A 12,052-nucleotide genomic window follows, 5' to 3' on the forward strand; every position below is an offset into this window, starting at 1 on the left:
CTGCTCGACACGCTGCTGCGCTGCGTCGCCGCGCTCGTCGCCTTCCTCACCTTCCCCCTGATCATCGGCCAGACCGAGCACAAGGTGATGGCGCACATGCAGGGCCGGCTCGGCCCGATGTACGCCGGCGGCTTCCACGGCTGGGCGCAGCTCGTCGCCGACGGCGTGAAGTTCGCGCAGAAGGAGGACATCGTCCCGGCCGGGGCGGACCGGAGGATCTTCCAGCTGGCGCCCGCCGTCTCGCTGCTGCCCTACCTGTTCGTACTGCTCGCCATCCCGGTCGGGCCGGACGGCTTCGTCGGCCAGGCGGTCGACGCCGGACTCTTCTTCGTGCTGGCCGTGATGGGCGTCGGCGTGATCGGCAAGCTGATGGCCGGCTGGGCCTCGGCGAACAAGTTCTCGCTGCTCGGCGGTCTGCGCACGGCCGCCCAGCTGATGTCCTACGAGCTGCCGATGGTGCTCGCCGCCGCCTCCGTGGCGATGGCGGCCGGCACGCTCTCGCTGCCGGGGATCCTGGACGCCTGGCAGTGGTACTGGATCCCGTGGCAGATCATCGGCGCCTTCGTCTTCTTCACCGCGGGCCTGGCCGAGCTGCAGCGCCCGCCGTTCGACATGCCGGTGGCCGACTCGGAGATCATCTTCGGCGCGTACACCGAGTACACCGGGCTGCGCTTCGCGCTCTTCCTGCTCTCCGAGTACGCCGGGATCCTGGTGGTCTCCGGGCTGACCGCGGTGCTCTTCCTGGGCGGCTGGCACGGCCCGCTGCCGGACGAGCTCGGCTGGCTCTGGACGATCCTGAAGACCTTCGCGCTGGCCTTCGTGGTGATCTGGATTCGGGTCACCTACCCGCGGCTGCGGGAGGACCAGCTGATGCGCTTCGCGTGGATCGTGCTGATCCCGCTCGCCCTCGTCCAGCTCGCCCTCACCGGCATCATCAAGGTGGCGATCTCATGAGCTTTCCGGGCTCCGGTCTGGCCAAGGGCCTGGCCGTCACCCTGCGGACGATGACGAAGAAGAGCATCACCGCGCAGTACCCCGAGGTGCAGCCCGCGCTGCCGCCGCGCTCGCGCGGGGTGATCGCGCTGCTGGAGGAGAACTGCACGGTCTGCATGCTCTGCGCCCGCGAGTGCCCGGACTGGTGCATCTACATCGACTCCCACAAGGAGACGCTGCCGGCCGCCGATCCGAACGCCCGTGCCCGCACCCGCAACGTGCTGGACCGGTTCGCCATCGACTTCTCGCTCTGCATGTACTGCGGGATCTGCATCGAGGTCTGCCCCTTCGACGCGCTGTTCTGGTCGCCGGAGTTCGAGTACGCGGAGACCGACATCCTGGAGCTGACCCACGAGCGGGACAAGCTCCGCGAGTGGATGTGGACGGTGCCGGCGCCGCCGGCGCTGGACCCGGCGGCCGAGGAGCCGAAGGAGATCGCCACCGCGCGCAAGGCGGCGGACAAGCTGGCCGCCGCCGCGGCGGCGCAGGAGGAGGGTGACCCGCAATGAGTGCCGCCCTGCTGACCGCGGCCGGGTCGTTGGACCCGGCCGCCCGCTCGTTCCTCTCCCCGACCGGGGTCGAGATCGTCTTCCTGTTGGTCGGTGTCGCCGTGGTGGGGTCGGCCGTGGTGGCCGTCACCACCAAGCAGCTGGTGCACGCCGCGCTCTGGCTGGTGGTCGCGCTCGGCGGGCTGGCGGTGGAGTTCCTGCTGCTCACCGCCGAGTTCATCGCCTGGGTGCAGGTGCTGATCTACCTCGGCTCGGTGGTCGTGCTGGTGCTGTTCGGACTGATGCTCACCCGGGCGCCGATCGGGCGCTCGCCGGACGCCGACTCGGGCAACCGCTGGGTCGCCCTGGTGGTGGCGCTGGCCTCCGCCGGGACGCTGGTGACGCTGGTCGTGGACGCCTTCCGGACCTCCTGGATCGACCTCGGCGCGGGCGGCGGCTCGGCGCAGGCGACGGGAACCAGCCTGTTCCGGACGTGGGTGCTGCCCTTCGAGGCGCTCTCGGTGCTGCTGCTGGCCGCCCTGGTCGGCGCGATCGTGCTGTCGCGCGGGGCCGGGCGGCGGGTGCCGCCGCCCCGGGCCGGCAGGCTGCGTGCGGGTCGGCCGGTGGGCTCCAACGGGACGGTCGCCGCCACCGCCCCGAAGGCCCCGGCCGCCGCTCCCGTCGCTCCCGCTTCGACGACCTCGGCGGATCCGACGACCTCGGCGGAGGAGAGCTGATGCATCTCGCCTACCCCGTCGTGCTCGCCGCGCTGCTGTTCAGCGTCGGCGTGTACGGCGTGCTCGCCCGGCGCAACGTCGTCCTGGTGCTGATGTCCGTCGAGCTGATGCTCAACGCCGTCAACCTCAACCTCGTCGCCTTCGACGCCTGGCTGCGGGACTCCCTGCACGCCGGCCAGGCGCTCACCCTGTTCACCATCACCATCGCCGCCGCCGAGATCGGTCTCGGGCTCGCCATCGTCCTGCTGCTGTTCCGGGCCCGGGGCACCGCGGACGTCGACCGGGCCACCGCGCTCGGTGATCCCGCCGAGTCCGCCGCCGAGGAGGCGCCGGTCGGCGCCGAGGCGCTGAAGGGCCAGGCCGCCGCATGAACCTCGCCCTGCCCGCACTCGTCCCCACCCTGCCCGCGCTCGGGGCGGCCGCCACCCTGGCGGTCGGCAAGCGCGCCCCCGGCCTGGCCCGGCCGCTGGCGATCGTGCCGGTCGCCGTCTCGGCCGTGCTCGCCCTGGTCGTCGCCCTCCAGCTGGGCACCGGGCAGGTGCTGGAGAGTGCCACCCGGCTCACCCCGACCGGCGGGCCGGAGATCACGCTCGGCTTCTACCTGGACGGCTACAGCTCGCTGATCTCCGTGCTGGTCGGCCTGGTCGCCACCTGCGTGCAGGTCTACTCGACCGCCTACCTCAAGGACGACCCGCGCTACCCCTCGTACGCGGCGCTGGTCTCGCTGTTCACGGCGGCGATGTTCCTGGTCGTCTACTCGGGCGACCTGATCGTCCTGCTGGTCGGCTGGGAGGTCATGGGCATCTGCTCGTACTTCCTGATCGGCCACCACTGGGAGAGCGCCGACGCCCGTTCGGCCTCGCTGAAGGCCTTCCTGGTCACCAAGCTCGGCGACGTGCCGTTCCTGTTCGGCATCTTCCTGCTCGGCGCCGACGCCGGCAGCTTCCGGGTGTCGGACGTCCTGGCCGCCGCCGGCGAGGGGCGGCTCGGCCACCCGACGCTGATCGCGCTGCTGCTGCTCGCCGGCGTGGCCGGCAAGAGCGCGCAGTTCCCGCTGCACACCTGGCTCCCGGACGCGATGGCGGGCCCGACGCCGGTCTCCGCGCTGATCCACGCCGCCACCATGGTCGCGGCCGGCATCTACCTGGTCGCCCGGCTGCTGCCGGTCTTCCTGCTCTCCGGTGCGGCGCTGGTGGTGCTCGCGGTGATGGCCGCCGTGACGATGGTCGGCTCGGCGCTCTGCGCGCTCGCCCAGGACGACCTGAAGCGGGTGCTCGCCTACTCGACCGTCGGGCAGCTCGGCTACATGGCCGGCGCGCTCGCCAGCGGCGACCGTGAGGCCTCCGTCTTCCACCTGGTCAGCCACGGCGCGTTCAAGGCGCTGCTGTTCCTCGCGGCCGGTGTGGTGATCCACGCCGCGCACACCAACTCGATCTCCGTGATGTCGCGGACGCCGGGGCTGCGCAAGCGGGTGCCGGACGCCTACTGGACGATGGGCATCGCGCTCGTCGCCCTGATCGGGCTGCCGCCGTTCTCCGGCTTCTTCAGCAAGGAGGCGGTGCTGACCGCCGCCGAGCACGCCGCCAACGGCGACGCGCTGACCAACGGCGTCGGCCCGGCCTCGGCGGTGCCGCAGGCGGCCGGCTGGATCGTCCTGATCTCGGCCGCGCTCACCGCCCTGCTCACCGCGGCGTACGCGGCGCGGCTGTTCCTGGTGGCCTTCCACAGCCCGGCCGCCTCCGGTGCCGCCGCGGCCGCCGGTGCGCCCGTCGCGCTGCCGGACCACGAGGCCGGCGCGCCGTACTCGCCCGAGCCGGACGAGGCCGACCCGGCCACCGCCGAGCCGCCGGCGATGCGCTGGCCGCTCTGGGTGCTGGCGATCCCGACCATGGCCTTCGGCGTGACCAGCCTGCGTTCGGACTGGCTGCCCGCACTGCTGGACGGCGGCTCGCTGCGGCCCTCGGCCGTCACCGCCGTGACCGGCACCGGCCTCGCCGTGGTCGGCGCGCTGCTGGCGTACGGGGCCTGGCGCTCCGCCACCGCGCGGCTCGGCGCCGGCGCCCCGGCCCCGGCCCCGGCGGGCCGGGTGCCCGAGCAGGCCGGCGCCCCGGCCGCCGAGGTGATCGTCGCCGACCCCGGGCGCACCCTGCTCGGCCCGCTGTTCGGCCCGGCCCGGCACGGCTTCGGCGTCGACCGGCTCTACAGCGCGCTGTTCGTCCGGCCGGTGGTCGCCGCCGCGCGACTGGTCCGCTTCCTCGACCGCGAGGTCGTCGAGACGTACGTGCGCGGCGCCGGGACCGGGGCCAACCTGCTCGGCCGGGCCGTCCGGCTCGCCCAGACCGGGAACGCGCAGACCTACCTCAGCGCGCTGCTCGCCGGCGTCGTCCTGCTGGCCGTCCTGGTGGCGGTGTAGCCGGATGGACCAGAACCGGGTGAACCAGCAGCCCCGCCGCCCAGCCCCGCCGACCGCAGCCCGTAGGAGCCCCCGATGAACGCAGTCCTCATCGCCCTCCTGGTGCTGCCGCTGGCCGGCGCCGCGCTGACCCTGGCGCCGGTGTTCGGCGCCGACCCGGCCGCCGCCGACCGGCGCGCGCTGCGGCTCAACACCGTGGTCAGCGGCGGCGTCCTGCTGCTCTGCGCCGCCCTCGCGGTGGGCTTCGACCACGACGAGCCCGGCCGGATGCAGGCCACCACCGACGTGTCCTGGATCCCGGCCATCGGCGTGCGCTTCCACCTCGGCGTGGACGGCGTCTCGCTCCCGCTGATCGTGCTGACCGCGCTGCTGACCTTCCTCTGCGCGCTGTACTCGGAGAAGCGGCTGCCGTCGGGGGAGGGCGTCCCCTCGGCAAGGGCCTTCACCGGGCTGTTCCTCCTCCTCGAAGTCGGCATGCTCGCCACCTTCGCGGTGCTGGACCTCCTGCTCTTCTTCCTGGCCTTCGAGATCGTGCTGATCCCGATGTACTTCCTGATCGCCCGCTGGGGGACCGGGGCGAAGGTCCCGGCCGCCAACCGGTTCATCCTGTACACGCTGCTCGGCTCGGCCGTGATGCTGCTCGGCTTCCTGCTGGTCGGCAGCAAGGCGGGCACCTTCGACATGCAGGCCCTGGCCGCCGCGCACGGCAGCGGCCTGAGCCACACCACCCAGGTGACCGCCGCCCTGGCGATCATGGTCGGGCTGGCGGTCAAGGCCCCCGCCTGGCCGCTGCACAGCTGGCTCCCGGACGCGCACACGGCGGCCCCGACCGTCGGCTCCGTGCTGCTCGCCGGCGTGCTGCTGAAGATGGGTACGTACGGTCTGGTCCGCGTCCTCCTCCCGGTCGTCCCGGACGGCACCGCGACGCTCGCCCCCTACCTGGGCGCGTTCGCCGCCGTCGGCATCGTCTACGGCTCGCTGGCCTGTCTCGCGCTCGCCCTCCCGTCGCCCACCACCACCCTTCTCGGGAAGCGCTCCGCGCCCTCCGATTCCGGCGCCAAGAGCGACCTCAAGCGGCTGATCGCCTACTCCTCCGTCGGTCACATGGGCTTCGTCCTCCTGGGCATCGCCTCCCTCACCCCGGTGGGCGTCAACGGCGCGCTGTTCGCCAACATCGCCCACGGGCTGATCACCGGCCTGCTCTTCTTCGTGGTCGGGGCCCTGAAGGACCGCTACGGCACGGCGGACCTGGACACCCTGGCCGGCTCCACCGGCGCCGCCCTCTACGGGCGGGCACCACGGATCGGCGCCCTGCTGGCCTTCGCCGCCGTCGCCAGCCTCGGCCTGCCCGGGCTGGCCGGCTTCTGGGGCGAGCTGCTCGCGATGTTCGGCGCGTTCGACCCGGCCGAGGGCCTGTCGCGCCCGGCCTTCCTCACCTACATGGTCCTGGCCGGCCTCGGCACCCTCCTCACCGCCGCGTACCTGCTGATCGTGGTCAAACGCGTCTGCATGGGCGATCCGAAGCAGCCCGCGCCGGTGCCGCAGCTCGCCGACCTGCGCCCGTACGAGGCCGTCAGCTGGACACCGCTGGCCGCCCTCACCCTGCTCGCCGGCCTCTGGCCCGCGCTCCTGCTCGGCCTCTCCGACCCGGCCGTCAAGTACCTCCTCGGGGGTGGCTGACCATGACCGGCACCGCACTCGGAGCCCAGCTCCTCGGCACGCAGCTCGCCGGCGCGACCGGCACCGCACTCGGACCTCACTCCACGGGGCAGCCCACTGTGACCTCCCTCGCCGTCGCCGACCCGGGCAGCCTGATCCAGTCCGTGGACTGGGTGGCGATCGCGCCGCCGCTGATCGCCGCCCTGGCCGCGTTGGCCGTGCTGGTCACCGACCTCTTCCTGCCCGAGCGCCACAAGAAGCTGCTCGGCGGGCTGGCCGTGGCCGGGCTCGCCCTCGCCCTCATCGCTCTCCTCCCGCTCACCGGTGGATCACCCCGCGCCACCTTCTGTGCGCAGAACGTAACAGGAGCCACCGACACCGCCGGCTGCTCGTACGTCGCGGACCACTTCGCCCTGGTCTTCCAGCTGCTCGCGCTCGGCGGCGCGCTGATCGCCGCGCTGCTCTCGATGCACACCGTCGAGGACGAGAAGCTGCCCGGCGGCGAGTACTGGTTCCTGCTGCTCTCCAGCGCCACCGGCGCCGCCCTGTTGCCCGCCTCCCGCGACCTCGCCACCCTGGTGATCGCCCTGGAGGTGGCCTCGCTGCCGGCGTTCGCTCTGGTCGCGCTGCGCCGCGACGGCCGGGGCGCCGAGGCCGCGCTGAAGTTCTTCCTCTCCTCCGTCACCGCGACCGCCGTGATGCTGCTCGGCATCGGCTTCGTCTACGCCGCGAGCGGCAGCCTGCACCTGGGCGCCGTCGCCGAGGGCCTGGAGCACGCGCCGGCCCAGCTGAAGCCGCTGGCCGAGGCGGGCGCGGTGCTCACCCTGGTCGGCTTCGCCTTCAAGGTCGCCGCCGTCCCGTTCCACTTCTGGGTGCCCGACACCTACATCGGCGCCCCGCTGCCGGTGGCCGGCTACCTCTCGGTGGTCGGAAAGGCCGCCGGCCTGTCCGGCCTGGCCCTGGTCACCACGATCGCGTTCCGCCCGTACGCGCACACCTGGGGCCTGGTGCTCGCGGTGCTGGCCGCCGTCACCATGACGGTCGGCAACGTGGGCGCGCTGCGCCAGCGGTTCGACACCCGGTACAGCGCGGTGCGGCTGCTCGCCTGGTCCTCGGTGGGCCAGGCCGGGTACCTGCTGGTGCCGCTCGCCGCCGCCGGCTACGCCCCGACCGGGGCCGATCTCCTCGGCGCCACCGCCGCGTACGCGCTGATCTACGGCGTGGTGAACCTGGGCGCCTTCGGGGTGGTCGCCGCCGTCGGGGGCCGGGCCGGGGCCCGCGTCGACGACTTCCGCGGTCTCTTCGCCCGGCGCCGCTGGACGGCCCTGGCACTGGCCTTCTTCCTGCTCTGCCTGGCCGGGCTGCCGCCGGGCGTGATCGGCCTGTTCGGCAAGGTGGTGGTGTTCCGCGCCGCCGTCGACGCCGGTCTGGGCTGGCTGGCCGTGGTGATGGCCGCCAACGTGGTCGTCGCGCTGTACTACTACCTGCTCTGGACGGCCCGGCTGTTCGCGCCGGCGGCCGGTGCCGCGCCGGTCGTCGAACGCCGGCTGCCGGCCTCGCTGGCGGCCACCCTGGGGCTCACCGCCTCCGCGGCCGTGGTGCTCTCGGTGGCCCCGCAGCTGGTCCTCCAGGTGGTCGGCGGCACGCTGTTCTGAGGCCGTCGGCCGGGGCGGGCGGCGGCGCGGCCCGGGTGGAGCGGTGGCCACGAGGGAACAAGGCCGACGTTCCCGCCCGTTGTGCGGGCAGAGGGACGAGGCAGCGAGGGCTTCCCCACCGCACCATTGGAGGGCCTGCCGTGCACCGCCGGCACAACGGACTGAGGACCGCCGCACTGCTCGGCGGCCTCTCGGCGCTGATCCTGGTGATCGGCAGCTTCTTCGGCCGCACCGGCTTCCTGATCGCCCTGCTGGTCGCGCTCGGCACCAACGCCTACGCCTACTGGAACAGCGACAAGCTCGCCCTGCGCGCGATGCGGGCCCGGCCGGTGAGCGAGATCGAGGCGCCGCGGCTGTACCGGATCGTCCGCGAGCTCTCCACCTCGGCCCGCCAGCCGATGCCCCGGCTCTACATCTCCCCGACCCCGGCCCCGAACGCCTTCGCCACCGGGCGCAACCCGCGCAACGCGGCGGTCTGCTGCACCGACGGCATCCTGCAGCTGCTGGACGAGCGGGAGCTGCGCGGCGTGCTGGGGCACGAGCTGAGCCACGTCCACAACCGGGACATCCTGATCTCCTCGGTCGCCGGGGCGCTCGCCTCGGTGGTGATGTTCCTGGTGAACTTCGCCTGGCTGGTGCCGTTCGGGCGCAGCGACGACGACGACGGGCCGGGGCTCTTCGGGATGTTGGCGATCATGATCCTCGGGCCGCTGGCCGCCTCGCTGATCCAGTTGGGCGTCAGCCGCTCCCGCGAGTACCAGGCCGATGCCGACGGCGCCCGGATCACCGGCGATCCGCTCGCCCTGGCGAGTGCCCTGCGCAAGCTGGAGGCCGGTACCCGACAGCTGCCGCTGCCGCCGGAGCCGCAGCTCCAGACGGCCAGCCACATGATGATCGCCAGCCCGTTCCGCCCGGGCGAGGCCGGCACGAGGCTGTTCTCGACGCACCCGCCGATGGCGGAGCGCATCGCCCGTCTGGAGCGGATGGCGGGCTACCGGGGCTGAGGGGGCCGACGGGGCGGGCCCGCTCAGCCGGCGAGCCCCTCGTAGGCGCGGCGCAGCCGGTGGACGCCCTCGGCGATCCGGGCGGCGCTGTCGACGGCGGCGTAGCTCAGCCGCAGGTGCGGCGCCGGCGGTTCGGCGGCGTGGTAGGGGCGTCCGGGGGTGACCAGCACGCCGGCGTGCAGGGCGGCGGTGGCCAGCGCGGCCTCGTCGGTGCCGTCCGGCAGTCGCAGCCAGAGGTGGTAGCCGCCGGGCCGGTGCGGGCCGAGCAGCCCGGGGAGTTCACGGCGCAGGGCGGCCACCGCGGCCGTGCGGCGGTCGCGCAGCTCGGCGCCGAGGGTGCGGAGGTGGCGCGCCCAGCCCGGGTCGGCGACCAGCTCCAGCGCCGCCTCCTGGAGCGGCCGGGGGACGAAGAAGCTGTCCACCACCTGGGTCGCCCGCAACCGCTGCAGGGCCGGGCCGCGCGCGGTGAGCGCGCCGACCCGCAGATTGGGCGAGGTGGCCTTGGTGAGCGAGCGCAGGTGGACCACCACCCCGTCCGGGTCGTCGGCGGCGAGCGGGCGCGGCAGCGCGGGGGCGTCGGTGTGGACCAGGCGGCGGGCGAAGTCGTCCTCGACCACGAACGCGCCGGCCGTCCGGGCGATCCGCAGCACCTCGGCGCGCCGCTCGGGGGAGAGCACGGCGCCGGTCGGGTTCTGGAACAGCGGCTGGCAGACGAAGGCCCGGGCCCGGGTGGCGTCGAAGGCCGCCGCCAGCAGGTCGGTGCGCACGCCGTCCTCGTCCACCGGGACGGGGACCGGCCGGGCTCCGGCCGCGCGGGCGACCGCGAGGATGCCGGGGTAGGTCGGCGACTCCACCAGGACGGGCGCGCCCGGAGCGACCAGGGAGCGGATCGCGATGGTGAGCGCGCTCTGCCCGCCGGCGGTGACCAGGACGTCGCCCGCGCCGAGCGGACCGCCGTTGCCGCCGATGTCGCGGGCGAACCAGGCGCGCAGCTCGGTCAGCCCGTCGACCGGCGGGCGCTCCCAGGCGCCGGGGCGCCGCCCGGCCCGGGCCAGCGCGGCGGCCAGCAGCCGCTCGGGCTGGAGCGAGGCGTGCGGGTAGCCGCCGTTCAGGTCGACCACGTCGGGCGGCGGGACGTTCAGGGTGGCGAACAGCGGGCCCGCGCCCTGGTCGCGCGGGCCCGCGTCGGCGCTCAGCGCGATCTCCTGCCAGGAGAGGTCGCCAGGCCGGGCGGTCGGCGCGGCGAGCGGCGAGCCACCGCCGGTGAAACCGGCGCCGCCGTCCGCGAAGGCGGCGGCGCGGAAGACCCCGGCGCCCGGCCGGGAGACCACCAGGCCCTCCGCCGCCAGCACGGCGATCGCCCGGGAGACCGTCACCGGGCTGACCTGGTGGCGCTCCATCAGGACCCGGCTCGACGGCAGCTTCCGCCCCTCCGGGTAGCGCTCGACTTCCCGGCGGAGGCTGTCGGCGAGATCGGTCACGCTGCTACGCTCGTTCATGACGGCACAAGATAGCGCTACCCGCCCGATGGCGATAGCACCGCAGGGCTCGGCGGCCCCCGGCAGCTCCGGCACCGCCCTGGCGGCCCTCGGCGTCCTCTCCTTCTCCTTCAGCTTCCCCGCGACCTCCTGGGCGCTGGCCGGTTTCGGTCCGTGGACGGCGACGGGGCTGCGCGGGGCCCTGGCCGGCCTGCTCGCCGCGCTCTGCCTGGCGGCCGCCCGCGTCCCGCTGCCCGCACGGCGGCACTGGCCCGGGCTGCTGGTGGTCTCGGCCGGCTGCGTGCTGGGCTTCCCGCTGCTGACCACGCTGGCGCTGCGGGCCTCCTCGACCGCGCACTCGGCGGTCGTCATCGGCGTGCTGCCGCTCGCCACCGCCGCGGTCGCGGCCGTGCGCACCGGGGGACGCCCGTCCCGGACCTTCTGGTGCGCGGCGCTCGCCGGAGCGGCGGCCGTACTCGCCTTCACCCTGCTGCAGAGCCACGGGCGGCCGACCACCGCGGACCTCTACCTGTTCGCCGCCCTGCTGGTCTGCGCTGCCGGGTACGCGGAGGGCGGGCGGATCGCGCGCGAGCTGCCGGGGTGGCAGGTGATCGGCTGGGCGGTGGTCGCGGCGCTGCCGGTCACCGTGGTGACCACCGCGCTGGCGCTGCCGGCCGAGGCGGCGCACCCGGGGGCGAAGGCGCTGGCCGGGCTGGCCTACACGGCGGCGGTCTCGCAGTTCGGCGGGTTCGTGCTCTGGTACCGGGGGATGGCGGCGATCGGGGTGCCGAGGGCCAGTCAGCTCCAGCTCGCCCAGCCGCTGCTGACGCTGGTCTGGGCGGTGCTGCTGCTGGGCGAGGACCTGCCGGCGGCGGCGCCGGTCACCGCGGTGGTGGTGCTGGTCTGCATCGCGGTCACCCAGCGCGCCCGCACCTGAGCCGCCGCGCCCGTGCCGGGAGCGCCGCCGCGCCCGTGCCGACACGGCGGTCGGCGCGGGCGCGGCGGTCGCCACGGCGGCCGGTCAGGACACCGCGTCGTCCGGGCGGTAGACGCAGAGCGCCCAGATGATGAAGACGTCCAGGGCGATCACCACGATCGACCAGAGCGGGAAGTAGGGCAGGTCCAGGAAGTTCTCGAGGGCGCTCACCGCGGTCAGGACGACACCGGCGTAGCGGGCCCAGGCGGCGCCCTTGAGGACGAAGGCACCGACCACCGCGACCAGTGCGCCGACGACGATGTGGATCCACCCCCACCCGGTGAGGTCGAACCGGAAGACGTAGCGCGGGGTCGTGACGAAGATGTCGTCGTCGGCGACCGCCATGATGCCCCGCACGACCTCCATGAAGCCGTTGATGAGCATCAGCACACCCGCGAACATCACCAGGCCGGGCGCCCAGTCGCTGAACTTGTTGACCGATGTCGGTGGTGGCGGAGCCCCGGTGCCGGAACGCCAGGGCGGGGGCTGGTCGGGAGTGGGCGACGAGGTGCTCATGGACTCCTCCTGGGCCGCAGGCCGGGGCCGTCGGCGGAACCCGGCCGGAACCGGGCCGTCGGCCGAACAGGCGTACGGAAAGGGGTACGGACTTCGACCGTCCACCCCGGCCGGGCGCCGGGCAACCGGACCG

Annotated in this window: 11 protein-coding genes; 9 read left to right on the plus strand and 2 right to left on the minus strand. The window is 74.3% G+C overall.

Features of this window, described 5'->3' with window-relative positions:
* From ACFVYI_RS07850 to htpX, 8 genes are all read left to right on the plus strand, one after another.
* On the plus strand, positions 1 to 954 hold the full coding sequence (locus ACFVYI_RS07850; protein WP_387882347.1) for an NADH-quinone oxidoreductase subunit H: 954 nt from the start codon (positions 1 to 3) through the stop codon (positions 952 to 954).
* Positions 951 to 1,502 carry a NuoI/complex I 23 kDa subunit family protein gene (locus ACFVYI_RS07855; RefSeq protein ID WP_387882264.1) on the plus strand — a complete coding sequence of 184 codons (552 nt, stop codon included), beginning with the start codon at positions 951 to 953 and terminating at the stop codon, positions 1,500 to 1,502. Before ACFVYI_RS07850 ends, ACFVYI_RS07855 begins: the two co-directional genes overlap by 4 nt.
* Complete coding sequence (locus ACFVYI_RS07860) at positions 1,499 to 2,218, plus strand: NADH-quinone oxidoreductase subunit J (RefSeq protein WP_387882265.1); 720 nt, start codon at positions 1,499 to 1,501, stop codon at positions 2,216 to 2,218. Before ACFVYI_RS07855 ends, ACFVYI_RS07860 begins: the two co-directional genes overlap by 4 nt.
* Positions 2,218 to 2,589, plus strand: a complete 372-nt coding sequence (nuoK, locus tag ACFVYI_RS07865; RefSeq protein WP_387882266.1) for an NADH-quinone oxidoreductase subunit NuoK — start codon at positions 2,218 to 2,220, stop codon at positions 2,587 to 2,589. The genes ACFVYI_RS07860 and nuoK overlap by 1 nt, the downstream gene beginning before the upstream one ends.
* On the plus strand, positions 2,586 to 4,631 hold the full coding sequence (locus tag ACFVYI_RS07870) for an NADH-quinone oxidoreductase subunit L (protein WP_387882267.1): 2,046 nt from the start codon (positions 2,586 to 2,588) through the stop codon (positions 4,629 to 4,631). The genes nuoK and ACFVYI_RS07870 overlap by 4 nt, the downstream gene beginning before the upstream one ends.
* A 75-nt stretch (positions 4,632 to 4,706) precedes the next feature.
* Complete coding sequence (locus ACFVYI_RS07875; RefSeq protein WP_387882268.1) at positions 4,707 to 6,311, plus strand: NuoM family protein; 1,605 nt, start codon at positions 4,707 to 4,709, stop codon at positions 6,309 to 6,311.
* A gap of 2 nt (positions 6,312 to 6,313) precedes the next feature.
* A complete protein-coding gene (locus ACFVYI_RS07880) occupies positions 6,314 to 7,945 on the plus strand; it encodes an NADH-quinone oxidoreductase subunit N (protein WP_387882269.1) in 1,632 nt (543 codons plus the stop codon).
* Positions 7,946 to 8,085: 140 nt separating this feature from the next.
* Complete coding sequence (gene htpX / locus ACFVYI_RS07885) at positions 8,086 to 8,949, plus strand: zinc metalloprotease HtpX (protein ID WP_387882270.1); 864 nt, start codon at positions 8,086 to 8,088, stop codon at positions 8,947 to 8,949.
* Positions 8,950 to 8,972: 23 nt separating this feature from the next.
* On the opposite strand, the gene ACFVYI_RS07890 is transcribed toward htpX, so the two are convergent.
* Entirely contained in the window at positions 8,973 to 10,448 is a 1,476-nt protein-coding gene (locus tag ACFVYI_RS07890; protein WP_387882271.1) for a PLP-dependent aminotransferase family protein, read from the minus strand.
* On the opposite strand from ACFVYI_RS07890, the gene ACFVYI_RS07895 reads away from it, so the two are divergent.
* Positions 10,447 to 11,364, plus strand: a complete 918-nt coding sequence (locus tag ACFVYI_RS07895; RefSeq protein ID WP_387882272.1) for a DMT family transporter — start codon at positions 10,447 to 10,449, stop codon at positions 11,362 to 11,364. The genes ACFVYI_RS07890 and ACFVYI_RS07895 overlap by 2 nt on opposite strands.
* 84 nt (positions 11,365 to 11,448) lie before the next feature.
* Here ACFVYI_RS07895 and ACFVYI_RS07900 read toward each other — a convergent pair whose 3' ends face one another.
* Entirely contained in the window at positions 11,449 to 11,919 is a 471-nt protein-coding gene (locus tag ACFVYI_RS07900; protein ID WP_387882273.1) for a hypothetical protein, read from the minus strand.
* Positions 11,920 to 12,052: the final 133 nt, after the last annotated feature.

Origin of the sequence: Kitasatospora sp. NPDC058218 (genome assembly GCF_042882445.1) — a bacterium.
Classification (GTDB): Bacteria; Actinomycetota; Actinomycetes; order Streptomycetales; family Streptomycetaceae; genus Kitasatospora.